Genomic DNA, 24,469 nt, shown 5'->3' with positions numbered 1-24,469 from the left:
GGCAGGAAATGCGGGGATTTCCTCGCATTACGGCTTTCTTTGGTGAGCTGTCGGAACCCGGTTGACTTTCTCGCTTCAATCGTGATTGGATAATATATTCATAAAAGGTACCGACTATGGGAGAGCGGAAGATGGCAGATAGGCGTCAGGACAGCGAACTCATCGACGCGTTCCGCGCATTCGCCACCCCGTTGATCAGCGACAACCTTTTGCGTGTCCCCGGGGCTGTCGGATTGCGGCCCTTTCACCGCCTGGGTGGTGTCATGGCGGGGAGGGCGCTGACGGTCAGGACCCGCCCGGGCGACAACCAGTTCATCCATCGCGCGCTCGACCTGTTGCAGCCCGGCGACGTCATTGTCGTCGATGGTGGCGGCTATGAAGGGCGCGCGCTGGTCGGTGAGATCATGACGAGCGTGGCGGCCTCGCGCGGCGCGGCTGGCATTGTCCTCGACGGCGCTATTCGCGACGCCGGCGCCATCGGCCGCAGCGCATTTCCATGCTTCGCGCGTTCGGCCATCCATCTCGGCCCTTACAAGGACGGTCCAGGCGCGATCAATGTTCCGGTCTGTGTGGGTGGCATGGTTGTCAGCCCAGGCGACATCGTCGTGGGCGATGAGGACGGCGTCGTGGCCTTTCCGGTTGACGGTGCCACGGCCTTGCTGGCCGCCGTCCGGGCACAGGAAGCGCGCGAAGCCGAGATCATGCAGAGCATCAGGGAGAACCGCTACCAGGGTGCCTATGCCCAGGCCGCCGGCGGGCATTGACCTGCCGGGCGAGGTCCTGCCGTCGATCGTGACATGCTCCGCGCCCGGCCAGGGGAGCCAACCACATCCGATCGCCCGAGGGCGGTTCGACAAAAACACAAGAATGCATTCCGGGCACGCCGCCTGGATGCGCCAACAGGGGAAATGGAGAGAATAATGGTTGTTTGTTTCAAGAAGCTCGCTAGCGCCACCGCCCTTGCCGGGTTGGTCATGACAGCGGCGGCCGCGGCCGCCGACATCAAGGTCGGCATCATCGCCCCGATGACGGGTCAACTCGCCAGCGAAGGCCAGGACATGGAGAACGCCGTCAAGATGGCGATCGACGCCGCCAATGCCAAGGGCGGCGCCAACGGCGACAAGATCGTCACCACGACCGCCGACGACGCCTGCGATCCGCAGCAAGCTGTGACCGCGGGCAGCAAGCTTGTCTCGGAAGGCGTGACCGCCATCGTCGGCGGCTACTGCTCGGGCGCGGTCTTGCCGACATTGAAGATCTATGGTGATGCCGGCATTCCGTTCGTCATCATCGGCGCGAACTCGACCAAGCTGGTCGCCGCCAATCAGGGCAATGCCTTCCTCGCCAATTCAACCGGCGACATGCAGGCCGTAACGGCCGTCGAGCTGTTCAAGAAGAACGGTTACAAGAAGATCGCGGTCATCGACGAGGGCGACGCCTATTCGTCCGACCTGGCCAAGCTGACCGCCGAAGCCTTCAAGAACGCCGGCGGCGAGATTGCCGCGAGGGAAACCACCACTGCCGGCGAGCAGGACTATTCGGCTGTCGTCACCAAGGTCAAGTCAAGCGGCGCCGACGCCGTCTTCTGGACCGCCTATCATGCCGGTGGCGCCCTGCTCACCAAGCAGCTTCGCCAGGCCGGTTTCCAGGGTGGCATCGTGCTCGGCGACGGCAACAATTCGCCGGAATATCTAGAGATCGCCGGCTCGGCCGGCGAGGGTGTGTACCTCCTGTCTCCGCCGACCGTCGATCTCCTGTCCGGCGCGGGCGATTTCAAGGCCAAGTACAAGGAGGCCTATGGCCGCGATGCCGGTGCCTATGCCGCTCTCTCCTATGATGTCGGCGACTTGATCGTCGACGCGATCACGCGGGCGAAGTCGGCGGATCAGAAGGCAATCATCGAGGCGCTCAAGGCAAGCGACTTCAAGGGCCTCGCCGGCGAGATCAAGTTCACCGACAAGAACACGCTGCAGACGTCGAACTTCCGCCCGGTGATCGCCAAGGGCGGCAAGTGGGTGGCCGCCGAATAAAAGGCAAAGCAGATCGATGCCGGGGCGGGGCCCGAACCCGCCCCGGCATCGTTGCCGCTTGTCTGGCACGCAGCCGTGCCACCTGGACAAGATCGTCTCAATTTCCAGATCTGGAGCATCAATGACGTTCGACCTGGTTATTCAGCAACTGGTGAACGGCCTCATCGTCGGTTCGTTCTATGCCCTGATCGCGCTTGGCTACAGCATGGTCTTCGGCGTCATCAAGCTCCTGAATTTTGCTCATGGCGATATCTACATGAGCGGCGCCTTCATCGGCCTTATCGTGTTTTCCTTCGTCGGCATCTGGGTCGGCAATGGTTGGCTGGGTGTCGTCTGCGCGCTGCTCGCGTCGATGCTGGTCGTCGGCCTGCTGGGTGTCGTCATCGAGCGCTTCGCCTATCGGCCGATGCGCAATGCGCCGCGCCTCTCCATACTCATCACTGCGCTCGGTGCCTCGATGGTGCTGAACGGCAGTGCACTCGCCCTGACCGGCGGGCGGCATTATGCCTTCAGCACGGATCTCGGTTTTGCCGGCATCGATGTTTCCTCGGTCCACATCACCTACACGCAGATAGTGCTTGTCGGCGCTTCCATCACCTTGATGACCGGCATGCAGATATTCATCTCGCGCACCATGTACGGCAAGGCGATGCGCGCCGTTTCCATCGACATGGGCGCCAGCCGCCTGATGGGCATCGATGTCGACCGGGTCATCGCGCTGACCTTCTTCATGGGCTCGGCGCTCGCCGCCGGCGGCGGCGTCATGGCCGGCGCCTACTATGGCAGCGTCCATTTCTTCATGGGTTTCATCATGGGGCTGAAGGCGTTCACCGCCGCGGTCATCGGCGGGATCGGCAGCGTGCCGGGAGCCATGCTCGGCGGCCTGCTGCTCGGCCTGCTCGAGGCCTTCGGGTCGTCCTTGCCCTTCGTCGGATCGGAATGGCGCGACGTCTTCGTCTTCGGCGCCCTGATCCTGTTCCTGGTCTTCAAGCCGACCGGCATTCTTGGCCGCGCCGTCGTGGAGCGGGTGTGATGAGCGACGAAGCAAGGATCTTGCCGGCCGCCGCGCAAGCGCGATCGGTGCGCTGGTCGATTGTACTGCCCTCACTGGCGGCTCTTGCCTGCGCGCTGGCGCTGCCGCAATTCGCCAACGCCTATGTGACGGAGGTGGCGACGACGACGCTGCTCTATGTCGTCCTGTGCCTCGGCCTCAACATCGTCGTCGGCTATGCCGGCCTGCTCGATCTCGGCTATGCCGCCTTCTTTGCGGTGGGCGCCTACACATCAGGCATCCTGACCGCGGAGTTCGGCTTCAATTTCTGGCTCACCATCCCGATCGCCATGGCGGCAGCCTGCGTGGCCGGCATCATCATCGGCGCGCCGACGCTGAGGCTGCGCAGCGACTATCTGGCTATCGTGACGCTGGGCTTCGGCGAGATCGTGCGCATCATCGCCCGCAATCTCGATATCACGGGTGGCGCCAGTGGCCTCGTCGGCATCGAGCGGCCCGAGATCTTCGGTTTCAAACTGATGCATGTGCAACACTTCTACTATGCGTTCCTGGTGCTGGCCCTCGTCACCGTCTTCGTCTGCCTGAGCGTGGAGCGGTCGCGAATGGGGCGGGCCTGGTTCTATGTTCGTTATGATGAGGATGCCGCCGCCGGCATCGGCATCAACCGGGTCGCGGCCAAGCTGCAGGCATACATGATGGGGGCGGTGATCGCCTCCGTGGCCGGCTGCCTCTACGCCGCCAAGATGACCGCCATCTCGCCTGAGAGTTTTACCTTCAACCAGTCGCTTCTCATCCTTCTCGGCGTCGTCCTTGGCGGTATGGGCCGCATTCCCGGTGTCGTGCTCGGCGCCGTCCTGGTTGCCCTGCTTCCGGAGGTGCTGCGTGGGGCGGGCACCTATCGTCCGCTCGTAACTGCTCTGGCACTGCTGGCAATCATGCTTTTCAGGCCGAACGGCCTGTGGCCGGACAAGCGGGGTTGACCATGGCCTTGCTGGAAGTCCGCGATCTGCGTCTCAGCTTCGGAGGGCTGAAGGTCCTTCATGACATCTCCTTCTCTGTGGAGAAGGGCGCCATCAACAGCTTGATCGGCCCCAATGGCGCCGGCAAGACGTCGCTCTTCAACTGCCTGACCGGCTTCTACAAGCCGAAGGGTGGGTCGATCAGCCTGGCCGGCCGGTCGATCACCGGTCTGCCGCCGCATCGTATCACCGCGCTTGGGCTTGCCCGCACGTTCCAGAACATCAGGCTGTTCAAGGAAATGACCGTTCTGGAAAACGCCATGTCGGGCCAGCATTGCCGCAGCCGCCACGGCATTGTCTCGGCGATCCTGCACTTGCCGTCGCAGCGGCGCGAAGAGGAAGCTATTCACGCGGCCGGCATGCGCTGGCTCGATTTCGTCGGCATAAAAGAACATGCTCATCGCCAGGCCGGCGGTCTTTCCTATGGCGATCAACGGCGGCTCGAACTCGCAAGAGCCCTGGCATCGACGCCCCAGCTTATCCTGCTGGACGAGCCGGCCGCCGGCCTCAACGAGCACGAGAAGCTGGACCTGGTGAACCTGATCCGCCGCATCCGCGACGAAACCGGTGTGACTGTCCTGCTGATCGAGCACGATATGGGCCTGGTCATGCAGGTATCGGAAAGGATCGTCGTGTTCGATCACGGCCAGAAGATCGCCGATGGGACGCCGGAGGCCGTGCGTGCGGATCCCAAGGTCATCGAAGCCTATCTCGGGACGGAGGATTGATGGACGCCGATATTGTTCTTTCCGCCGACCGGATCGTCACGCGTTATGGCGGCATCGAAGCCCTTCACGGCGTCAGCCTTTCGGTCAAGCGCGGCCAGATCGTCACGCTGCTTGGCGCCAATGGCGCGGGCAAGAGCACGACGTTGCGCACACTGTCCGGCCTCATCGCGGCATCCTCCGGAAGTGTCCGATTTCTGGGCGAGGACATAACCAGGGTTGCCGCCCATCGCCTGCCGCATCGCGGGCTCGTCCATGTGCCGGAGGGCAGGCGCATATTCGGCGACATGACGATCAAGGAGAACCTTGACCTGGGCTCGTTCACGCTGACCGACGATGCCGAGCGGCGCCGGCGGATGGATCACGTTTTCGAACTTTTTCCGATCCTGGCGCGCCGGCGCAATGGCGATGCAAGGAACCTGTCCGGCGGAGAGCAGCAGATGCTTGCGATCGGCAGGGCCTTGATGGCCGCGCCGAAGGTGCTGTTGCTTGATGAGCCGTCAATGGGGTTGGCACCGCAATTGATCAAGGAGGTCATGAACATCGTGCAGCGCCTCAACCGCGAAGGCGTGACCATCCTGCTGGTGGAGCAGAACAGCAAGGTTGCCTTGAAATTCGCCGACTACGGCTATGTCCTGAAAGGCGGGCGCATCGTCCTCGAGGGAACCGGCAGCGATCTCGCGAGCAACGACGCGGTCATCGGCGCTTATCTGGGCGGTGCTGCTGCCTGAAAGCGGGGCCGCCGTTTCACCGAAACAGCGGCCCGCTCTATAGTCATGCGGGTTTGTCGTCGGGGTGGCCGAGCTCGCAGAACCAGCCGCCGAGATATTTTACCGACGGTCTTTTCGGATCGGGAATGGGGGTCTTTGCTTCCACGGCGGCGCGGAACGGCTCGGCGCTGTCCTGCGGGATGAACCCCAGATGGTTGGCGCCGCTGTTGTCGACCGTCTTCACCTTGTTGTCCGAAATGCCGAAGGAGATCGTGTGGCCGACGCGTGGCGCGGTGAGCGCCGCCTCGACCAGCCGCACGCAATCGGCGAAGGAGAGGTAGGACCACAGCATGCGCCGGTCCGCCGGTTCGGGGAAGGATGAGAAGATGCGCAAGCACACCGTCTCGATGCCGAATTTGTCCCAATAGAGACGGCTGAGGCTCTCGACGAAATTCTTCGAGACACCGTAGAGGCTGTCGGGGCGCACCGGCGCGTCGATGCCGATATGCGCCTCGACCTCGTGATAGCCGATCGCATGCACCGAGGAGGCGTAGATGACGCGCTTGACGCCGTGTTTCCGGGCGCCTTCGTAGATGTGGTAGGAGCCGCGTATGCTGGAATCCAGGATCGTCTGCCATTCGCATTCGAGCGGCGCGCCGCCGAAGTGAACGATCGCGTCACAGTCCTTGGTAGCCGCGATCGTCGCCTCCATGTCGGCGAGATCGAAGACCGCTTCTTCTTCGTGAGGCGCGAGGTCGCCGAACGGTAGGCGTCCCGCCAGGCGGATGGTTTTCGCCAGCGGCACCAGCCCCTTGCGCAGTTCGGAACCGAGGCGGCCGGCGGCGCCGGTGATCAGGATACGGTCGTAATGCGGCATCATCTACTCCACTTGCGCGACGGCGGCGTTGATCCGCGCGATCGCCTCGGTCAGCACCTCTTCGCTGGTCGCGGTCGAGATACGAAAATAGGGTGAAAGTCCATAGGCCGCACCCGGCACGGACGCCACGCGGCCTTCGGTGAGGAGATAGTTTGCCACCGCCGCATCGTCCTCCAGCACGACGCCTTTCGGCGTCTTGCGGCCGATCAGGCTGGCGCAGCCGATATAGGCATAGAAGGCGCCGTCCGGCGGCGACAGCGTCAGTCCGTTGATCTTCCTGATCCCGTCGACAACCAGATCGCGGCGCGCTTCGAAGGCTTGCCGGAAGCGCGCCACCTCGTCCTGCGGACCGTTGAGCGCGGCCACCGTCGCCGCCTGTGCGATGGAGCAGACGGAGGTGCAGGACTGGCTCTGGATGGTCGACATCGCTTTCACCAGCGGCGCTGGTCCGGCCGCATAGCCGACACGCCAGCCGGTCATCGCATAGGATTTCGAGACGCCGTTGACGATCAGCGTGCGGTCCCTGAGTTCCGGGCAGGCCTTGCCGAAGGAAACGAATTCGCGGCCGTCGAACAGGATGTGCTCATAGATCTCGTCGGAGAGCACGAGCACTTGCGGGTGCCTTGCCAGAACCGCGCCCAGCGCTTGCAGATCCGATTGTGAGTAGACGGCGCCGGACGGGTTGCCCGGCATGTTGAGGAAGAGCCATTTCGTCCTTGGCGTGATGGCTTTCTCCAGCACATCCGGCGTCAGCCGGAAGCCTGATGTTTCCGGGCATTCGACGGTGACGGGCGTGCCGCCGAGAAGCTTCACCATTTCGGGATAGGAGACGAAATAGGGCGCCGGCAGGATCGCCTCGTCACCGCTCTCCAGCGTCGCCATCAGCGCGTTGAAGATGATCTGCTTGGCGCCGTTGGCCACGACGATGTCGTCGGTCGTGTAGTCCAGCCCGTTCTCGCGTCTGAATTTGCCGGCAATGGCTTCGCGCACTTCTATCGTGCCGGCCGCACCGGTGTAGAGCGTCTGTCCCGCCTTCGCCGCAAAATGGGCGGCGTCGATGATGTGGCTGGGCGTCGGGAAATCCGGTTCGCCCAGGCCGAGATCGATCACGTCGACGCCCTTAGCGCGCAGCGCCTTGGCGGCTTGCGACGCAGCCATCGAAGCCGAGGGCTTCACCGCCGACAGGCGCGAGGCAATGTAGCTCATTTACCGTTCTCCGAAATGTATTGCTTGGAGCGGTCGTTCGCCCGCGCCTCGGTGCTGCGTTTGGCCGGATCGCCATAGCCGCCGCCGCCAGGCAGTTCGAGGATCAGTCGGCGGCCTGCCGGGACGTGCTGCCAGCCCTTGGGCCGCATCTGCGTGCCATCGTCCAGCCTGACCACGCCAGCGACGCCAGGCTCGCCGCCATTGCGTCCATGGGCGGGGTGATTGACGCGGTCGAACATCGCCGAGAAGTCGAATTCGTGGCCTTCCAACGCGGCGATTTCGATGACTTGTCCGAGGCCGCCACGGAACTCTCCGTCACCGCCGGAACCCGGCCGCAGCTCCTTGCGCCAGATGACGATGGGACCGGTGTGCTCGGTCGCTTCGATCGGCATCGTGTGCACGCCGGACGGGAAGGCGGTCGCCGACAGGCCGTCGAGCCCGGGCCGCGCGCCCATGCCACCGGAATTGAACATCAGCACCTCGGCGCGACGGCCAAAACCGCCCGCGACAGGACGCACCGAGATATGGATGTTCCACAGCGCGCCGGCGCCTTCGGCGAGGATCTTGCCTGGCAAGGCCTGGGAGAGCGCGCCCAGCACGAGATCGGGGACCATGTGGCCGAAGATGTGCCGCAGCGCCACCGGCGCCGGCCGCACCGCGTTCAGGATGTTGACCGGCGATGTCACGGTGAAGAAGGCGAGGGAGGCGGCGTTGTTGGGAATGTCGGGCGCAACCACGCATTTCAGCGCGTAGCAGGCATAGGCCTTGCTGTAGATGATCGGGCAGTTGATGCCCCACCGGCTCATCGCATCGGTGCCGGTGAAATCGACCTCGACATGGTCGTCGCGGACCGACACCTTTGCCGCCAGCTTCACCGGCGCGTCATAGCCGTCGGTCACGAGTTCATTCGACCAAGTGCCCTTCGGCAGCGCCTTGATGCGTTCGAGCATAGCGTCGCGGGTGCGCGAGAAGATGAAGTCGCCAAGGCCATCAAGTGATGCCAGGCCAATCTCCTTCATCATGTCGACGAGGCGGCGATGGCCGACCTCGTTGCAGGCGGCGAGCGAATAGAAATCGCCGACCACTTGGTTCGGTTCGCGGACATTGGCGCGCAGCAGGCGGACGAGGTCGAGATTGACCTTGCCCTTCTCCGCGAACTTCATGATCGGGATCTGGATGCCTTCCTCGTAGACCGACTTGCCGTCGGCGCCGAAGCCGCGCCCGCCGACATCGACGACATGCGCCGTGCAGGCGAAGAATGCCACCAACTCGCCATTCAGGAACGACGGCGACACCATGGTGATGTCGTGCAGATGACCAGTGCCCAGCCAGGGATCGTTGGTGACATAGGTGTCGCCCTCGAACATGGCCTCGCGCGGGATTTCATTCATGAAATGCAGCACCGCCTCGGCCATGGTGTTGACGTGGCCAGGCGTGCCGGTCACCGCCTGCGCCAGCATCTGGCCGCGCGGGTCGAACACGCCCGCCGATAGGTCGCCGGACTCGCGCACCGAAGTCGAGAAGGCCGTGCGCAGCAAGGTGAGCGCCTGCTCCTCGACCACCGAGATCAACCGGTTCCACATCACCTGCATGCGGATTTCGCTGATGTCGCTCATGACCGGCTGCCTTTGCGGACCAGAAGGATTGCGCCGTCGCTCTGGATGACGGCGTCGAAGCTGGTGGTGACGACGGTGGACGTCTCGCGTTCGACAATGACCACGGGACCGGTCACGCGGTCGCCGGCGCAGAGCGCATCGCGTTCGATGATGCCATAGATTTGCGGTTCGCCGCTCGCCGGATCGAACACTGCGCGGGCGATGGTCGGCGCGTTGGTTCGCTTGCCGCTCGCAAGCTCGTGCCTGGCGACATCAGGCCTGACATCGGTCGCCTTGACCGACCAGGTGACGATCTCGATCTCCAGCCCGTCGAGCCCTTCGATGGCGCGGCCGAAGAAACGCTGGTAGTTCGCCTCGAACAGCTCCTTGAGCCTTGTGACGGCATCGTCGCCGAACGGCTCGTCTGCCAGTGGTACGGGAATTTCCCAGCCCTGGCCGGCATAGCGCATGAAGGCAGTGATTTCGCAGGTGATGCTGCCGCTGGCGCCGCTGCGCACGAAGCTTTCGGCTGACGCCTTGAGGTCGCCGAGCAGCGCATTGACCTCGGCCGGCTTGAACCGCGACAGGCGGGTGAGCTTCGATGCCAGCGCCTCGTAGCCGAACGGCGCCTTGAGAAAGCCAATCGCCGAGCCGACGCCGGCACCCTTGGGGATGATGCAGCGTTCGATGCCGAGTTTTTCGCAGAGCCTTGCCGCGTGCAGCGGCGCGGCGCCGCCAAAGGCGATCATCAGATTGTCGGAAATATTCTTGCCGTTCTCGACGGCGTGGACGCGGGCGGCATTGGCCATGTTCTCGTCCACCACCTCGCAGATGCCAAAGGCCGTCGACATGGCGTCGAGCGACAGGCGCTCGCCGACGTCGCGCAGGATGGCCTGTTCCGACGCCGCCGTGTCCAGCCGGATCGCGCCGCCGGCGAAATTGTCGGGGTCGAGCTTGCCGAGCACCAGGTCGGCGTCGGTGATTGCCGGACGCTTGCCGCCGCGGCCGTAGCAGGCAGGCCCCGGCTCCGATCCGGCGCTTTCCGGTCCGGTCTGGATGCGGCCCATGGCGTCTACCCAGGCGATGGAGCCGCCGCCGGCACCGATCTCGATCATCTCGATGACAGGGATCGAGATCGGCATGCCCGAACCCTTGCAGAAGCGGTACGTGCGCGCCACCTCGAAGGTTCTGGCCGTGCGTGGCGCAAAGTCCTCGATCAGGCAGATCTTCGCGGTCGTGCCACCCATATCGTAGGAGACGACCTTTTCCAGGCCGAAGCGCCGGGCGATGTCGGCGGCGAAGATCGCACCGCCGGCCGGGCCGGACTCGACCAGGCGCACGGGAAATTCGGAAGCCGTCTCCACCGAGATCAGGCCGCCGCCCGAATGGATCATGAAGACCGGACACTCGGCGCCCATCTCCTTGAGACGGATCTGGAAGCGGGCGAGGTAATCGGCCATCTGCGGCCGCACATAGGCGTTGGCGCAGACCGTGTTGAAGCGCTCGAATTCGCGCATCTGCGGCGACACTTCGGCACTGATCGAAATCGGGATGTTGAGGTGGCGGGAAAGGATCTCGCGCGCACGGCGCTCGTGGGCCGGGTTGGTGTAGGCATGGATGAAGCCGATCGCCACCGAGCCGAAGCCGCCGGCCGCGATCCGCTCCGCGATCTCCTCCAGCGCGGCTTCATCGAGCGGCTGCAACTCCTGTCCTTCGGCGCCGATCCGGCCCTTGACCGTGAAGCGGTGCTCGCGCGGGATGAGCGGCGTCGGCAGTTGCAGGTTCAGATCATATTGCTCGAAGCGGTTCTCGGTGCGCATCTCGATGACGTCGCGAAACCCTTCGGTCGTGACCAATGCTGTCTTCGCGCCGCGGCGCTCGATCAGGGCGTTGGTGGCGAGCGTCGTGCCGTGGATGATAATGCCGATCTCGGAGGGCGAAATGCCGGCATCGCGGGTGACGACGGCAATGCCGTCGAGGATCGCCTGCTCGGGCGCCGCATAATTGGTCAGCACCTTGGTGGAGAACAGCGTGCCCCGCAGCTCGAGGGCAATGTCGGTGAACGTGCCGCCTATGTCAGCGCCAAGACGGATGTCGTCGGTTCCGGAGGTCATGCCTTGGCCTTCTGCGAAGCGAGAGCGGCTTCGCGCATCTGGGAGAGGGTCTGCCGGGGCGTCAGCGCTTCGGGCGAGATGGCGATGTCGAGAACAGCGCCCGTCGCCGAATTGAGCGCGCGACCGAAGGCAGCGGCGAAATCCGCCGTCGTCTCGACCCGCTCGGCATGAAAGCCATAGGCCTTCGCCAGCGTGACGAAGTCCGGGTTCTCAAGCGAGGTTCCCGAGACGCGGGCCGGGTAGTTGCGTTCCTGGTGCGCGCGGATCGTGCCGTAGATACCGTTGTTGATGATCAGCACGATCGGCTGCGCGCCGGCTTGCATCGCCGTGCCGAGCTCCTGGCAGTTCATCTGGAAATCGCCGTCGCCGGCAAAGCAGACCACCGTGCGCTGCGGGAATGCGACCTTTGCCGCGACGGCCGCCGGCAGGCCATAGCCCATGGCGCCGGATTGCGGCGCAAGCAGTCGCGCTTGCGGCCCGAACTTGAAGAACTTGTTCGGCCACACCGTGAAATTGCCGGCGCCGTTGGTGAGGATGACGTCGGCGGGCAAGGTCTCGCGCAGCCAGGCGCTGACCGCCACCATATCCACCGGGCCGAGCTGGACGGGAGCCGCGAATGTCCCTTCATAGGCTCTGCGCGCCGACGCGCGCCACTCCGTCCAGCCGCCCTTCACCGGCGTCAACGCCTTGGCGAAGGCGTTCGGGCCGGCGTGGATGCCGATTGCCGGCACGTAGATCTTGCCGATCTCGCGGTCGGAGCCGTGGACATGGATCAGCTTCTGGCGCGGCTGCGGCACCGACAGCAGCGTATAGCCATCCGTGGTCATCTCGCCGAAGCGCACATTGACGGCCAGGATCACATCGGCGTCGCCGATCAGCTTCTTGACATGCGCCACCATGCCGACACCGGCCTCGCCGACGAACACTTGCGAATGATTGTCGAACTGATCCTGGTAGCGGAACGCTGCCACGACCGGGATGTCGGAAGCCTCGGCGAAAGCCTGCAGCGCCATGCGTCCATCCGCCGTCCAGTTGGCTCCGCCGATCAGCAGGACCGGCCTCTCGGATGCTTCCAGAAGTTTGAGAGCCGCGGCCATCGCGTCCTGCGCCGGAGCGGCTTCGAAGATTGCGGCCGGCCCGCGGAGCGGGGCGGCTTCGGTCAGGGTCGTCAGCATGTCTTCCGGCAGTGCTACCACGACGGGGCCAGGCCGTCCGGTCAAGGCGGTGGTCCAGGCCCGCGCCACGATCTCGGGCACGCGGGAGACGTCGTCGATCTCGACCGCCCATTTGGCGACGGTGCCGTAGACGGCTCGGTAGTCGATCTCCTGAAAGGCCTCGCGGCCCTTCATGTCGGTGCCGACCTGGCCGACGAACAGGATCATCGGCGAACTGTCCTGCATGGCCGTATGCACGCCGATGCTGGCATTCGTGACGCCCGGGCCGCGCGTCACGAAGCAAATGCCGGGCGAGCCGGTCAGCTTACCATAGGCCGAAGCCATGAACGCCGCGCCGCCCTCATTGCGGCAGAGCACATAGTCCAGCTTCCCATGCGTGTCGTGCAGCGCGTCGAGAACGGCCAGGTAGCTTTCGCCGGGCACACCGAAGCTCTTGGTCGCGCCAAGAGCGATCAGGCATTCGACAAGAAGGCGGCCGCCATTGCGGATCATGTTTTCGGCATCCTCGGTCTGGCGGCAAGCGGATCCGGCCTGCCTTTCGGATTCATACGTGCACGCTGGCGGATCGGGACGAAATCAAGAAATGCGGTCTATTCGAAAGTTTTTCTTTACTTGGAAGCCCGCACCAGAACGCCGGGGTTCATTGCGCCCAAAGGATCGAATGCGCCCTTCAGCCGTGCCATGAGGTCCCGCTCCACCAAACCGCGATTGCGCTCGGCCAGGGCGATCTTTGCCCGGCCAAGCCCATGCTCGGCCGCGAAACTGCCGCCCATTTCCGTGGCAAGCGCCGACAGCGCCTCGGCGAACTGCCCGGCCTTGCCGTTGAAGTCGGCACGGCCCTCCGGTGGCGACAGATTGTAGTGGATGTTGCCGTCGCCGAGATGGCCGAACGGGTTGATCCGCACGCCAGGCAGAATCTCGTGGCAGAGCTTGGCGCCGGCCTCGACAAAGCGGGCGATCGCGCCCGGCGGCACCGAGATGTCATGCTTGAGCTGCTCGCCCTCCAGCCGTTGCCCTTCCGGTTGTTCCTCGCGCAACCGCCAGAACTGCGCCCGATGCGCGCCCGATGTCGCCAGCGCACCATCCAGGACCAGAGCTTGCTCCATGCCCCATTCCAATGCCGAATTCAGGATTTCGTCCAAGGGAACGCGGGGCGAACCGGAAGCCAGTTCGACAAGTAGATAAACGTCACCGCGCGTCTCCAATTGATAGGCGAGGTCAGGCAGGTGCTTGAGAGCCAGTGTCAGGCCGACATCGCTGAAGAATTCGAGGCCGGTGAGGAATTCGCCTGCCTCGCCGCGCAGGAAAGCGCCGAACGCCACGGCGGCGGCAAAGTCGGGCATGACCAGAAGCGCGCTCGCCTGCTGCCTCGGCGTGGGATGGAACCGAAGCACCGCGCGCGTCACGATGCCGAGCGTGCCTTCCGCGCCGCAGAACAACTTGCGCAACTGGTAGCCGGCATTGTCCTTCTGCACCGCGCGCAGTCCATCCCATACCGCGCCGTCCGGCATCACGACTTCGAGGCCGAGCACGAGATCCTGCATCATGCCGTATCGGAAAGCCTGGCTGCCGCCGGCATTGGTGCCGATCAGCCCGCCAATCCTGGCGCTGCCTTCGGCGCCGAGATGCATGGGAAACATCAGGCCATGCGGTTCCAGCGCCTCGTGCAGCGCGGCGAGCACGACGCCAGCTTCGACGACGATCGAGCCGCTGTCGAGATCCGGTTCGCCGATCGCTGCCATGCGTGACAGCGAGACGATCACCGCGTTCGGCCGCTCCGCTACGGCACCGCCGCAAAGCCCTGTGTTGCCGCCCTGCGGCACCACCGCCAATCCGGCCTCCCGGCATGTCACGACAACCGCGGCCACTTCGGCGGTGTTCGCTGGCCTGGCAACGCCCAGCGGCGCAACGCCATAGCGGTTGAGCCAATCGCGCTGGTAGGGCTCGGCATCGGCGCCCGAAAGCCAGCCTTTCGGTCCGAGGATATCGCGCAACGCGGCTGTCGGGTCAGTCATGGAAATCCCTGAAGGTGGTGTGCTGCTTGAACGTTGCATCTTAAAAAATGCCGTTCAATGGCCCAGCACCTGCGACAGGAATTGTCGGGTACGCTCGTTGCGGGACGCAGTGAAAAACTCTTCCGGCGGCGCCTCCTCGACGATCTCGCCGCCATCCATGAAGACCACCCGGTCGGCGACCCGGCGGGCAAAGCCCATCTCATGTGTGACGCAGATCATAGTCATGCCTTCGGAGGCAAGCGTGACCATGACATCAAGCACTTCCGAAATCATTTCGGGATCGAGCGCCGAGGTCGGCTCGTCGAACAGCATGATCTGTGGCTGCATGCACAGCGCGCGTGCGATTGCGACCCGCTGCTGCTGGCCGCCGGAGAGCTGGCCGGGAAACTTCATCGCCTGTTCGGGAATGCGGACCTTCTCCAGATAGCGCCGGGCAGTTGCCTCGGCTTCTGCACGCGGCTTTCTGTGCACGATCATCGGCGACAGCATGCAGTTCTCCAGCACCGTCATGTGCGGGAACAGGTTGAAATGCTGGAACACCATGCCGACCTCCCGCCTGATCTCGTCGATGTTGCCGACATCGTCGTTGAGCTCGGTTCCGAGTACGGTGATACGACCTGCGTTATGTTGTTCGAGGCGATTGATGCAGCGGATCATGGTCGATTTGCCCGAGCCGGACGGACCGCAGACGACGATCTTCTCGCCGCGCTCCACGGACAGGTTGACGTTTCGCAGCGCGCGGAACGATCCATAATATTTGTCGAGCTTCTCGATGCGCACCGCGGGTCCGGCCGATGGGGTCGACTTGGCTGCAATCACGACCGCCTCCCTAGCGTTCGCTGACCGACATGCGGCGCTCGAGGAAGGCGCCGTAGCGGGACAGGCTGAAAACGAAGACGAAATAGATGAAGGCGATGAAGGCATAGACCTCGACATAGGCGAAACGCCATTCGCCGGTGCCGTAGGCGGCATTGCCGGAAGCCAGGATCTCGAAGAAGCCGACGATGACAACCAGCGAGGTCTCCTTGAACGAGATGACGAACTGGTTGATCGTCGCGGGCAAGGCGTTCCGCATGGCCTGCGGCAGCAGGATGCGGCCGATGCGTTGCCAATAGCGCATGCCGAGCGCCATGGCTGCCTCCTCCTGTCCCTTGGCAACACCCTGCATGCCGCCGCGCACGATCTCCGCCTGGTAGGCGGAGAAGAACAGGGCCGATCCCAGGATCACCCGGTACAGTTTGTCGCCCTGCAGCCATTGCGGCAGCGCGAAAGGCAGCACGATGGCGAATGTGAACAGGATTGAGATCAGCGGCAGCGAGCGCACCCCGTCGATGATCAGGCCGGTGGTGCGGGAAATCCAGGGCAGTTCCGACCGGCGCAGCAAGGCCAGGCAGATCGCCAGCGGGAAGCCGATCAGGCAGGTGGTGACAAAGATGAACAGGGTCAGCGCCAGCCCGCCCCACGCTTCCTCGCCGACGAAGGGCAGGCCGAGCACACCGCCTTTCATCAGCACGTAGAAGACGGTGGTTCCGATCCCCCACACCAGCGCGATGCGGCGGCCGGTCCAGAAGGCTGGAATGCAGCTCAGCACCGTCATCACCACCACAGCCACGCAGGCCAGCGCCGAGCGCCATTGCTCCTCATAGGGGTAGAGGCCGAAGAGGATGATGCGCCATCTGGCCGCGATGACCGACCAGCAGGCCCCGGCCGCGGCCTGGCAGGCCTCGGGCCCGCCGCTCGTGGTGAAGACAGCGGAGAAGACCGCCCAGGTCAGCAGCTTCCAGACGATGAAAGCCATGATCGCCAGTGAGATCAGCGACATCACGGCCTGAAGCGGCGTTGCGAAGAAGCGGCGCCTCAGATCCTCGATCTTTCCGGGGGCGGGCGGAGCGACAACGTCCATGGCTCAGCCCCTCAACTGATTGCCCTTGAGGGCAATGGCCTTGTTGAGGCGGTTGAACAGGGCGGCCAGCGAGAGATTGATGGCAAGGAAGCCCGCCATCAGGATGCCGATCACCTCGAGGGTCTGGCCGGAGTGATTGATCGTCAGCGCCACGATCATGAAGAAATCCGTGAAGCCCACCGCGATGCCCATGGTGGTGGCCTTCATCAGCCAGACGTACTGGTTGGCAAGGATCGGCAGCATGGCGCGCAGGGCCAGCGGCAGCCGCACCAGCGTGAACACCCGCCACGGGCTCAGGCCCAGCGAGAGCGCCGCCTCCATCTGACCCTTGCCGACAGATTTGAAACCACCGCGCACGATCTCGGCGATGTAGGAGCCGCCATAGATCGCGATGGCGATGGCGAGCGCGGAAAACTCCGGCGGAATGCGCAAGCCGCCCCTGAGGTTGAGGCCCTGCAGTGCCGGAAAGTCGATGAACGGCGTGTCGGGCAGGCGGCCGATCGCCAGAATGATCGCGGCACAGGCAAGTGCTGCCGCCGCGCCGGCGAACTGGATGGCGTGCCGCCCGCCAACGGGTTGGCTGAGCCGTGACGTCCTGCCCAGCCAGACCGGCAGCGCTATTGCCGCGATCAAGGCAAACAGCGCCAGTGCCATTGCCGCGCCGCCGACATTCGGGAACGGGATATAGAGCCCCCGGCTGGTGAGCAGAAAGCCCCAGGCTTCGTGCGCGGCACGCGGCGTCGGCAAATGCGTGATCAGCGCGTACCAGAAGAAGACCTGGAGGATCAGCGGGATGTTGCGGAAGATGTCGACATAGGTGCGGCCGAGCAGTTGCGCCAATTCGTTGGAGGAGGTTCGCGCCAGGCCGACGATGGTGCCGACTATCGTTGCCAGCACCAGGCCGACGGTCCCCAGGAACAGCGTGTTGGTGATGCCGATGAGGAAGAACCACCAATAGGGGTCATTGGCCGTGGCGGGCAGCAGCGTGAAGTTCACGTCCCAGCCTGTCGACTTGAACAGGAAGTCGAAGCCGGAGGTGATCCCTTGCTCGGCCAGATTCCGTCGCGCGATCACCACGCCGGCAAGCACCAGCGCTGCGATCGAGCCGACATAGAGAACCTGCAACAGCGTGTTGCGGACCTTCTGATTCCTCAGCAGGCTGCTCATTGACCAATCTTTCTCGAAATTGCCGTAGGCTCCGCCCGGCAGAGGCCGGGCGGAGCCTGAAGCAGGATGCGTTCAGACCGGATCAGTCGATGACCAGCGGGAACAGGACACCGCCATTGTTCCACAAATTGGTCAGTTCGCGATCCATCTTGTAGGGCGAATCCTTGCCGAGATCGCGTTCGAAGATTTCGCCGTAATTGCCGACATTCTTGATCACCTTGTAGGCCCAGTCGTCGGAGAGTCCGAGGCCCTTGCCCATGCCCGGCGTCACGCCGAGGAACTTGGCCACCTGCGGCGAGGTCGGCTTGGCCTTGATCTCATCGACATTCTTGGAGGTGATGCCTTCCTGTTCGGCGAAGATCAGGGTGCTCAGCGTCCAGTTGGCGATATCGACCCAATTGTCGTCGCCTTGCCGCATGATCATCACTTCAGGCTCGACCGCCAGCACGTCGGGCAGGATGACATGGTCTTCGACCTTGCCCTTGGCGATGCGTGCAATGGCAAGCGTCGGACCCCACTGCGCATAGAGATCGCAGCGTCCCGAGAAGTAGGCCTGTTCGAGCTCCTCGGTCTTTTCGATGAGCACGGGCTCGAGCTTGATGCCCAGCTTGGCCGTATAGGCCGCGACCTGCTGCTCCTGCGAGGTGCCGGCGGGAATGCAGATCGTGCCGCCCGCGGCATCCTTGAGCGACTTCAGATTGAGTTCCTTGTGCGCCATCACCTTGGTCGTGCCGAGGTAGTAGGACATGGAAAACTGCAGACCGAGTTCCGTGTCGCGGCTGAGCGTGCCGCCCGACGCCTTGATGATGATGTCGACATCACCCGACTGCAAAGCCGGCCAGCGCTGCGCCCAGCTGATCGGAACGACCTTCAGCTTTGCCGGATCGCCGAACACCGCCGCGGCCACTGCCTTGCAGAGATCGATGTCCATGCCCTTCCAGTTGCCCTTGTCGTCCACCTCGGCGAAGCCGAGATAGGAACCGTCATGGCCGGTGCAGTTCAGCACGCCGCGTGCCTTGACCGTCTCGAGCGTCTTGCCGCCGGCGGCTTGCGCCGGCGCCGAAAAATGCACAAGGCCAAGGGCCAGGGCCGCAGCCCCCCATTTCATCGTCTTCATGATGTTGTCTCCACTGTTGAGGTTGTTCCGTTTCTTGTTGTTGGAGCCCCGAAAGAAACTTTACGAGGCTCGGTCTCGAAGCCGCTTCCTAGTCGGAAAGCGGGGTCGGTTTCGGCAAGGGGATCGTGAGGTCGCTTCGCCAATCCTGCTGGGCCAGCCATCGATGCAGGGCAGCCACGGCCTTCACGCGCAGGTGCCCGCGCGGGACGACAAGGAAGAAGCCGGGGACTTCCTCCGGCCTCATATCGGCGATGGCGTTGCGGCCGATCGGCGCGACCAGCGTGCCCGCCCGGAAATCTTCCTCGGCGTCGATGACGGAAACCAGGCCCACGCCAATGCCTTGCAGGGTTGCCCGGCGCATGGTCGCCGCATCGTCGAAGCTGATGCTGCGGTCGCCATCCGTCAGCTCGACGCCAAGGTGGCGCAATATGTCCGGCCACAGGCGCTTCGACTTGACGGTGTCGAGCAGCGTGAACTTCGTCAGGTCATGCGCCGACTTGATCTTTTCGCCGATCGCCGGCGTGCAGCAGATGATCTTCGGGTCCGGCACCAGCAGCGTGGTTTCATAGTCCGGCCAGTTGCCGTAACCCCACTGCACGGTCATATCGATGTCGTCGCGGCCGAAATCGGGCAGGTCGACCATCGTCGTCAGCCGCAGATCCGCGCCCGGCAGGATTTCCCGGAACAGCGAAAGCCGGGGCAGCAGATAGTGCGTGGCGAAATACGGGCTCGCATTGAGGTTGATGCGGTCGCGGTAGTTCGATTTGGTGACGCGGCGCACACCTTCCGAGAACTCGTCGAAGCCGGCCTTGACGTAATGCGAGAGAAGGATGGCGGACTCGGTCAGTTCGATCGACCGGCCCTTGCGCTCGAACAGCGTCACTTGAAGTGTGTCTTCCAGCAGCTTGATCTGTTGGCCGACCGCTTGCGGCGTGACCAGCAATTCATCCGCGGCCTGCCGAAAACTCCTGTGCTGCGCAACGGCGTGGAAGACGCGAAGAGCATTCAGCGAGGGAAGGCGCAGCTTGCCGGTCATCGAAAATTCCGCTCCTTCCGCTCGAGGCTCCGTTGATCATGCACTGCCATATTCCAGTCGCCGGTCGTGGAAAGCCGCCTCAGGCGTAGATATAACCACCTGAAACAATTACGTTTTCACCGGTCATGTAGGTGTTCTTCGGGCCACCCGTCATGAGTACCCATTCGGCGATTTCGGTCGGCTCGGCGCCACGGCCGAGCGGGCTTGCCTTGGCCAGTTCCTCCAGGAAGCCGAGCGCTTTCGCCCGCTCCGTTGCCATGCCGGCCGGTGCCACCGAATTCACCAGGATCCCGTCCTTCGCCACGTGATGGGCGAAGGATCGCGTCAGGCTGACGACGGCGGCCTTGGTTGCCGCGTAGTGGGCATTCTGCGGATGCGCCTTGAAGGCGTCGACGGAGGTCAGGTTGACGATACGGCCGCGGACATGCGCCTTCGGCTCCTGCGACTGCATGTGGCGAACCGCCGCCACCATCATGTGATAGGTGCCCTTGATGTTGATGCCGTTGGAGGCATCCCAATCGGCGTCACTGATTTCCAAGAGCGGGCGGCGCGGGTAGATGGCGGCGCAATTGATCAGCGTGTCGACGCGCCCGAGCTTTGAGACGATGGCGTCGAAGGCCGCATGGCACTGAGGGCCGATCTGGATATCGCAGGCAGCGGTCGCGGTCGGCAAGCCCTTGGCCTTCGCCGGCGCGAGCGCGGATTGGGCAGCCTCGTGATTGATGTCGATGATGCCGATCTTTGCCGCCCCGGCCCCCACGGCCATCTCGGCCAGGAGTGCGCCGAGGCCGGCGCCGCCGCCAACGATCAGAACGGAAAGATCCTTCATTCCAGTTTTCCTTACTTGGTGCCGCTTGGCGAGGTTGGCCAGGTCGGCATGATGTCGAAACGGGTAACGTCGGCCCATGCGGGGAGCGCAAGCACACCGACGACCATCCTGGCCACGTCTTCCGGCTGCACGACTTTGCTGGCGTACATGGCGGCGCGCGCCTTGGCGTCGAGGATGTCCTGGTAGAGCTGTGTCTCGACACGGCCGGCGACGATCTCGGTGACGCGTATGCCTGATGGGGAGAGGTCGGCGCGCAACGCGGCGGCAAAGCCTGATATCGCCGCCTTGGTGGCTGAATAGACGGCAATGTTGGAATAGGCCGCGTGGCCCGCCGTGGAGCCGGTGAACAGGATGTGGCCAGACTGCCGCTCGCGCATCTGCGGGACGACGAGGCGGGTGAGCAGGATCGCGGCGCTGAGGTTCACCTCCAGCGTGGTGTCGATGTCCGATATCTTCATGTCGGCGAAATTGCCGAGTGGCGGCATGATTCCGGCATTGTTGATCAGCACATCAATCGTGAGATCCGCCAGAACCGCCTCCAGCGCCTCGCGATCGGTGACGTCGACGGCGATCGGCACGATGCCTGGCCACTCGGCCTGCAGCTCCTTGAGCGCGGCCTGGCTGCGCCCGACCGCATAGACGTCATAGCCGGCATCGCTCAACGCGATCGCCATCGCCCGTCCTATGCCGCTCGTCGCTCCGGTGATGAAGGCTGTTGTCACGTGGGCTTCCCCGTTTGCCTGGATTTCAGTGTGCGGCGCTGGCCGACGCCGCGAAACCAAGAAAACCAGCAAAAAGGAAAGATAAACTTTCGAATCCTTTTTTCTTGCCCGAAAATTGGACAGACGGTCAGCCCGGCGAGGAGGCTGAAAATCCGGGGAAACGGCGGGAAAGCAACATTCACTGCCTGTTGAAAACGGTTTCGGTCAGCCAGCCGAGCAAAAACATGGCTTTCGCAATGCGTGGCCAATCTGAATCCCGGCGAATGCCTGTGCGATCAACATCACTGGGCACTATCCGCCGGCCGGAGAGGGCCTTTTCATATCGGTGAACAGAGAGGCCGCTGCCGCCTTCTGCTCCGCCTCAATTGCCTCGACGCCGGAAGCCCGGGCCAGCGCGCGCACGCGCCCGAGGCTGTTGTGCAGGTGCTTGCGCATGGCTTGGCGCGCGGCGCGACCGTCCTGCCTTTCGATGGCGTCGACGATGGCTTTGTGCTCGTTGTGGATGCGCGTGTAGTAGCTGTCCTTGCGCTCCGGCGTGACCACGTAGCCGAGCTGAAAGCGCGGCACGATCATGGGTCTGAGATAGGCCAGGAAGCCGTGGATGAATTCATTGCGGGCCGCCTTGGCGATCGCCAGGTGGAAATCATAGTCGTAGTGGATCTGGACCACGGCCGGATCCGCCTGCTGGGCGTCGACCTGCTCCATCAGGGCGCGGATGCCGTTCGCCTCCGCGTCGGTCCGTCGTTCCGCGCAGAGCCCGGCGGACTCCACTTCGACACTCAGCCTCAGTTCGAGCAAAGCGATGGTTTCCGGCAAGGTCCTGAGCGCTTCGTCCGGGATCGAGAAATTGCGTGGCGCCGGCGTCTCGCTGACGAACATGCCGCGCCCCTGCTGCGGCACCACCATGCCGTCGGAGCGCAGCCGCGCTACTGCTTCCCGCACCACCGTGCGGCTGACGTCGTATTCGGCGCAAAGCTCCGCCTCGGTCGGCAACTGGGCGCCGGGAAGCAGCTGTCCGGAACGGATCTTTTCGGACAGGCTTTCCGCCACGACGGTGGAAAGCGGCTTGCGCTTCGTCATCAGTTTCCCCTTGGAGCAATTCCAGGAAAAGTGTGAACGGCTTTCCGTCCGGAATTGCGAACTGCTCTAACCAGATTCGCGATGATGCCCGAACCGGCATGACCATTCAAACTGCGGCGGTGACGATCAGCTCGACCAGCATTCCGGGCTTGGCCATCCGTCCCTCGCCGGAAGAGCGCGCCGGCGCATGTTCTTTCGGTATCCAGGCATCCCAGACGGTGTTGACCTCGTCGAAGTCCCTGACGTCATCCAGCCACATCTGGACGTGCAGGATGCGAGTCTTGTCCGTGCCCGCCTTGGCTAGCAGTGCATCGATCTTGCCCAGCACCTCGCGCATCTGGTCGGCGGCGGACTGGCCCGGTCTCGCGACCTGGCCGGTGAGATAGAGCGTGCCATTGTGGATGACACCATGGTGGATGCGGGTGTCGAAGTCGAAACGCTTGATGTCGCTCACGGTTTGTCCTTGTCAGCTTGCCGGCATCCGCCGGCTGGGTCAGTTTGCCGGCATTCGCCGGCTGGGGTCAGATTGCCGGCGCTCGCCGGATGGGATTGCCTTGCAGGTATTGCGCGTAGGGCGCCTGCACGAGCCAGCCGGCGTCGACGGGCAAGGTGACGCCGGTTATCGATGCCGCGCGATCCGAGCAAAGGAACAATGCCGCCTCGGCAACGTCGCGCGGCTCGACGAAGCGGCGCAACGCCGTGGTCGCCTGGATCGCTTCGGGGTTTCGCTCGCCCTTGGCGATCCTGGCTTTCAGCCCATCGGAAAGCGTGTAGCCGGGGGCGACCGCGTTCACGCGGACGCCGTGCGGGCCGAGTTCTGCCGCCAGGATCTGGGTGAGTGCCAGAACCGCATGCTTTCCAGGCGTGTAGGCCGGCAGCGAAAGCGGCGCGAAGGAGGCGAGCGAGCCGACATTGAGGATGGCGCCGCGTCCAGCGGCCGACATCAGCCGGCCGAACACCTGGCATCCCAGCAGCGTGCCGCGATAATTCACCCGCCACATCTTCTCGTCCTCGTCCAGATCCTGATCGAGCACATGCTTGCCGCTCTGCAGGATGCCGGCGCAGTTGACGACGACTTCAGGCGTGCCGAACGCAGCGCTGACGGCTTTGGCCAACGCCTCCACCGAGGCGGCTTCGGCGACATCGGTCTGGACGAACAAGGCGCGGGGCGCGCCCGCCGCCTCGCAGGCGCTGGCCGCCTCCTTGCCCCGGATCGCGTCCCGGCCGGCGACGGCCACCTGGTAACCGTCCTGCGCGAAGCGCAAGGCGATCGCGCGGCCGATGCCGGAAGTGCCGCCGATGACGACGGCCGTCAATGTCTCAGCCATGGCCGCGGTCCTTGCGCTCGATGTCGAAGAATTCGGCCATGGCTTCAACCTGGAAGTCCATCATCGGGCGTCCGGGCTGGACGCGGCAGCCGATCTCCTTTGCTGCCTTGAGCAGCGCGGTTTCGGCCGGTTCCATGATGATGTCGACAACCGTCATGTCAGGCGTCAGCTTCGTCACATCCATGGGCAGCGGATCGCTGGCCTTCAGCCCGGAAGGCGTGGCGTTGATCGCCATGTCCATGCCGGACGGATCGGGCTGGCCAACCTCGATACGGCATTTTGGAAAGGACTTGCCAACCAGCGCGGCCAGCTTCTCCGCGCGTCCCCTGTCGATGTCGGTCAGCCGGATCTCCGCCGCGCCTTCCTCGGCCAGGCAGTAGGTCAGCGAGGCGCCGGCGCCGCCGGCACCGACCTGGAGGATGCGGCGGCCGGCAATCTGGTGCCCGCCAGCCTTGAGGCCGTCGATGAAGCCGACGCCGTCGAAATTGTCGGCGTACCAGCTTCCATCGGCCTGGCGGCGCACGGAATTGGCGCTCTCAACCCGCGCGGCGCGGTCATGCGCGGCGGAACATTTGTGGTAGACCGCGACCTTGTACGGCACCGAGATGATGACACCGCGGATGTTCTCGGCCGCCGTAATGCCGGCCCAGAAGGTCTCGAAGTCCTCCGGGCGGCAGCTCAGCGGCACCATCAGGCTGTCGAGGCCCTTCTGCTCGAAGATCTCGTTGAACATGCCGGGGCTCTTGGCGTGGCCCACGGGATGGGCCAGCATGACGAAGACATCGGCCTTGCCGGTTCCGCGCATCGAT

At 64.0% G+C, this 24,469-nt stretch carries 23 protein-coding genes; 6 read left to right on the top strand and 17 right to left on the bottom strand.

All coding sequences use genetic code 11. The annotated features are described in order from the left end of the window. The first annotated feature begins 131 nt into the window (after positions 1-131). The 6 genes from FJ977_RS06385 to FJ977_RS06360 all read left to right on the top strand — a co-directional run bounded on the left by FJ977_RS06385 (position 132) and on the right by FJ977_RS06360 (position 5,517). On the top strand, positions 132-764 hold the full coding sequence (locus FJ977_RS06385) for an RraA family protein (protein WP_140769555.1): 633 nt from the start codon (positions 132-134) through the stop codon (positions 762-764). A gap of 156 nt (positions 765-920) precedes the next feature. Further along, positions 921-2,030 carry a branched-chain amino acid ABC transporter substrate-binding protein gene (locus FJ977_RS06380; protein WP_140769553.1) on the top strand — a complete coding sequence of 370 codons (1,110 nt, stop codon included), beginning with the start codon at positions 921-923 and terminating at the stop codon, positions 2,028-2,030. Positions 2,031-2,151: 121 nt separating this feature from the next. Continuing rightward, positions 2,152-3,063 carry a branched-chain amino acid ABC transporter permease gene (locus FJ977_RS06375; RefSeq protein WP_140769551.1) on the top strand — a complete coding sequence of 304 codons (912 nt, stop codon included), beginning with the start codon at positions 2,152-2,154 and terminating at the stop codon, positions 3,061-3,063. Next, positions 3,063-4,022 carry a branched-chain amino acid ABC transporter permease gene (locus tag FJ977_RS06370; RefSeq protein ID WP_244735203.1) on the top strand — a complete coding sequence of 320 codons (960 nt, stop codon included), beginning with the start codon at positions 3,063-3,065 and terminating at the stop codon, positions 4,020-4,022. Before FJ977_RS06375 ends, FJ977_RS06370 begins: the two co-directional genes overlap by 1 nt. 2 nt (positions 4,023-4,024) lie before the next feature. Further along, positions 4,025-4,789, top strand: coding sequence for an ABC transporter ATP-binding protein (locus tag FJ977_RS06365; RefSeq protein ID WP_140769547.1), 765 nt, complete (start codon positions 4,025-4,027; stop codon positions 4,787-4,789). Further along, positions 4,789-5,517 carry an ABC transporter ATP-binding protein gene (locus tag FJ977_RS06360; RefSeq protein WP_140769545.1) on the top strand — a complete coding sequence of 243 codons (729 nt, stop codon included), beginning with the start codon at positions 4,789-4,791 and terminating at the stop codon, positions 5,515-5,517. Before FJ977_RS06365 ends, FJ977_RS06360 begins: the two co-directional genes overlap by 1 nt. A gap of 43 nt (positions 5,518-5,560) precedes the next feature. On the opposite strand, the gene FJ977_RS06355 is transcribed toward FJ977_RS06360, so the two are convergent. From FJ977_RS06355 to FJ977_RS06275, 17 genes are all read right to left on the bottom strand, one after another. Beyond that, positions 5,561-6,373, bottom strand: coding sequence for an NAD(P)-dependent oxidoreductase (locus FJ977_RS06355; protein ID WP_140769543.1), 813 nt, complete (start codon positions 6,371-6,373; stop codon positions 5,561-5,563). Positions 6,374-6,376: 3 nt separating this feature from the next. After that, complete coding sequence (locus FJ977_RS06350) at positions 6,377-7,579, bottom strand: pyridoxal phosphate-dependent aminotransferase (RefSeq protein WP_140769541.1); 1,203 nt, start codon at positions 7,577-7,579, stop codon at positions 6,377-6,379. Beyond that, complete coding sequence (locus FJ977_RS06345; protein WP_140769539.1) at positions 7,576-9,195, bottom strand: hydantoinase B/oxoprolinase family protein; 1,620 nt, start codon at positions 9,193-9,195, stop codon at positions 7,576-7,578. Before FJ977_RS06345 ends, FJ977_RS06350 begins: the two co-directional genes overlap by 4 nt. Then, positions 9,192-11,288 carry a hydantoinase/oxoprolinase family protein gene (locus FJ977_RS06340; RefSeq protein WP_140769537.1) on the bottom strand — a complete coding sequence of 699 codons (2,097 nt, stop codon included), beginning with the start codon at positions 11,286-11,288 and terminating at the stop codon, positions 9,192-9,194. Before FJ977_RS06340 ends, FJ977_RS06345 begins: the two co-directional genes overlap by 4 nt. Beyond that, a complete protein-coding gene (locus tag FJ977_RS06335; protein ID WP_140769535.1) occupies positions 11,285-12,955 on the bottom strand; it encodes a thiamine pyrophosphate-dependent enzyme in 1,671 nt (556 codons plus the stop codon). Before FJ977_RS06335 ends, FJ977_RS06340 begins: the two co-directional genes overlap by 4 nt. A gap of 116 nt (positions 12,956-13,071) precedes the next feature. After that, positions 13,072-14,478, bottom strand: a complete 1,407-nt coding sequence (locus FJ977_RS06330) for an FAD-binding oxidoreductase (RefSeq protein ID WP_140769533.1) — start codon at positions 14,476-14,478, stop codon at positions 13,072-13,074. Between the two features lie 54 nt (positions 14,479-14,532). After that, on the bottom strand, positions 14,533-15,297 hold the full coding sequence (locus tag FJ977_RS06325; protein ID WP_281406798.1) for an amino acid ABC transporter ATP-binding protein: 765 nt from the start codon (positions 15,295-15,297) through the stop codon (positions 14,533-14,535). A gap of 10 nt (positions 15,298-15,307) precedes the next feature. Beyond that, positions 15,308-16,381 (bottom strand): amino acid ABC transporter permease, encoded by a 1,074-nt coding sequence (locus FJ977_RS06320; protein ID WP_140769529.1) that lies wholly within the window; start codon positions 16,379-16,381, stop codon positions 15,308-15,310. A 3-nt stretch (positions 16,382-16,384) separates the two neighbouring features. Then, positions 16,385-17,548 (bottom strand): ABC transporter permease subunit, encoded by a 1,164-nt coding sequence (locus FJ977_RS06315; protein ID WP_140769527.1) that lies wholly within the window; start codon positions 17,546-17,548, stop codon positions 16,385-16,387. Between the two features lie 82 nt (positions 17,549-17,630). Further along, entirely contained in the window at positions 17,631-18,665 is a 1,035-nt protein-coding gene (locus FJ977_RS06310; protein ID WP_140769525.1) for an amino acid ABC transporter substrate-binding protein, read from the bottom strand. An 88-nt stretch (positions 18,666-18,753) separates the two neighbouring features. After that, positions 18,754-19,701 carry a LysR substrate-binding domain-containing protein gene (locus FJ977_RS06305; RefSeq protein WP_140769523.1) on the bottom strand — a complete coding sequence of 316 codons (948 nt, stop codon included), beginning with the start codon at positions 19,699-19,701 and terminating at the stop codon, positions 18,754-18,756. 79 nt (positions 19,702-19,780) lie between these two features. Next, a complete protein-coding gene (locus tag FJ977_RS06300; RefSeq protein ID WP_140769521.1) occupies positions 19,781-20,530 on the bottom strand; it encodes an SDR family oxidoreductase in 750 nt (249 codons plus the stop codon). An 11-nt stretch (positions 20,531-20,541) separates the two neighbouring features. Then, positions 20,542-21,252, bottom strand: a complete 711-nt coding sequence (locus tag FJ977_RS06295; RefSeq protein WP_140769519.1) for an SDR family oxidoreductase — start codon at positions 21,250-21,252, stop codon at positions 20,542-20,544. Between the two features lie 291 nt (positions 21,253-21,543). Then, complete coding sequence (locus FJ977_RS06290; RefSeq protein ID WP_140769517.1) at positions 21,544-22,332, bottom strand: FadR/GntR family transcriptional regulator; 789 nt, start codon at positions 22,330-22,332, stop codon at positions 21,544-21,546. Between the two features lie 106 nt (positions 22,333-22,438). After that, positions 22,439-22,786 (bottom strand): RidA family protein, encoded by a 348-nt coding sequence (locus FJ977_RS06285; protein ID WP_140769515.1) that lies wholly within the window; start codon positions 22,784-22,786, stop codon positions 22,439-22,441. A gap of 67 nt (positions 22,787-22,853) precedes the next feature. Beyond that, a complete protein-coding gene (locus FJ977_RS06280) occupies positions 22,854-23,660 on the bottom strand; it encodes an SDR family oxidoreductase (RefSeq protein ID WP_140769513.1) in 807 nt (268 codons plus the stop codon). Continuing rightward, positions 23,653-24,465, bottom strand: coding sequence for a shikimate dehydrogenase (locus FJ977_RS06275; protein WP_140769511.1), 813 nt, complete (start codon positions 24,463-24,465; stop codon positions 23,653-23,655). The genes FJ977_RS06280 and FJ977_RS06275 overlap by 8 nt, the downstream gene beginning before the upstream one ends. Positions 24,466-24,469: the final 4 nt, after the last annotated feature.

Origin of the sequence: Mesorhizobium sp. B2-1-3A, assembly GCF_006442655.1 — a bacterium.
Lineage (GTDB): Bacteria > Pseudomonadota > Alphaproteobacteria > Rhizobiales > Rhizobiaceae > Mesorhizobium.
Note: the sequence above shows the minus strand (reverse complement) of the source record. Positions and strands in the feature narration are given on the sequence as shown.

Excerpts from the sequence above, each read along its gene's own strand:
- FJ977_RS06350 (WP_140769541.1), bottom strand. The coding sequence starts at position 7,579 with ATGAGCTACATTGCCTCGCGCCTGTCGGCGGTGAAGCCCTCGGCTTCG.
- FJ977_RS06315 (WP_140769527.1), bottom strand. The coding sequence starts at position 17,548 with ATGAGCAGCCTGCTGAGGAATCAGAAGGTCCGCAACACGCTGTTGCAG.
- FJ977_RS06375 (WP_140769551.1), top strand. The coding sequence starts at position 2,152 with ATGACGTTCGACCTGGTTATTCAGCAACTGGTGAACGGCCTCATCGTC.
- FJ977_RS06385 (WP_140769555.1), top strand. The coding sequence starts at position 132 with ATGGCAGATAGGCGTCAGGACAGCGAACTCATCGACGCGTTCCGCGCA.
- FJ977_RS06305 (WP_140769523.1), bottom strand. The coding sequence starts at position 19,701 with ATGACCGGCAAGCTGCGCCTTCCCTCGCTGAATGCTCTTCGCGTCTTC.
- FJ977_RS06330 (WP_140769533.1), bottom strand. The coding sequence starts at position 14,478 with ATGACTGACCCGACAGCCGCGTTGCGCGATATCCTCGGACCGAAAGGC.
- FJ977_RS06370 (WP_244735203.1), top strand. The coding sequence starts at position 3,063 with ATGAGCGACGAAGCAAGGATCTTGCCGGCCGCCGCGCAAGCGCGATCG.
- FJ977_RS06320 (WP_140769529.1), bottom strand. The coding sequence starts at position 16,381 with ATGGACGTTGTCGCTCCGCCCGCCCCCGGAAAGATCGAGGATCTGAGG.
- FJ977_RS06275 (WP_140769511.1), bottom strand. The coding sequence starts at position 24,465 with ATGCGCGGAACCGGCAAGGCCGATGTCTTCGTCATGCTGGCCCATCCC.
- FJ977_RS06345 (WP_140769539.1), bottom strand. The coding sequence starts at position 9,195 with ATGAGCGACATCAGCGAAATCCGCATGCAGGTGATGTGGAACCGGTTG.
- FJ977_RS06360 (WP_140769545.1), top strand. The coding sequence starts at position 4,789 with ATGGACGCCGATATTGTTCTTTCCGCCGACCGGATCGTCACGCGTTAT.
- FJ977_RS06310 (WP_140769525.1), bottom strand. The coding sequence starts at position 18,665 with ATGAAGACGATGAAATGGGGGGCTGCGGCCCTGGCCCTTGGCCTTGTG.
- FJ977_RS06340 (WP_140769537.1), bottom strand. The coding sequence starts at position 11,288 with ATGACCTCCGGAACCGACGACATCCGTCTTGGCGCTGACATAGGCGGC.
- FJ977_RS06280 (WP_140769513.1), bottom strand. The coding sequence starts at position 23,660 with ATGGCTGAGACATTGACGGCCGTCGTCATCGGCGGCACTTCCGGCATC.
- FJ977_RS06290 (WP_140769517.1), bottom strand. The coding sequence starts at position 22,332 with ATGACGAAGCGCAAGCCGCTTTCCACCGTCGTGGCGGAAAGCCTGTCC.
- FJ977_RS06335 (WP_140769535.1), bottom strand. The coding sequence starts at position 12,955 with ATGATCCGCAATGGCGGCCGCCTTCTTGTCGAATGCCTGATCGCTCTT.
- FJ977_RS06380 (WP_140769553.1), top strand. The coding sequence starts at position 921 with ATGGTTGTTTGTTTCAAGAAGCTCGCTAGCGCCACCGCCCTTGCCGGG.
- FJ977_RS06300 (WP_140769521.1), bottom strand. The coding sequence starts at position 20,530 with ATGAAGGATCTTTCCGTTCTGATCGTTGGCGGCGGCGCCGGCCTCGGC.
- FJ977_RS06365 (WP_140769547.1), top strand. The coding sequence starts at position 4,025 with ATGGCCTTGCTGGAAGTCCGCGATCTGCGTCTCAGCTTCGGAGGGCTG.
- FJ977_RS06355 (WP_140769543.1), bottom strand. The coding sequence starts at position 6,373 with ATGCCGCATTACGACCGTATCCTGATCACCGGCGCCGCCGGCCGCCTC.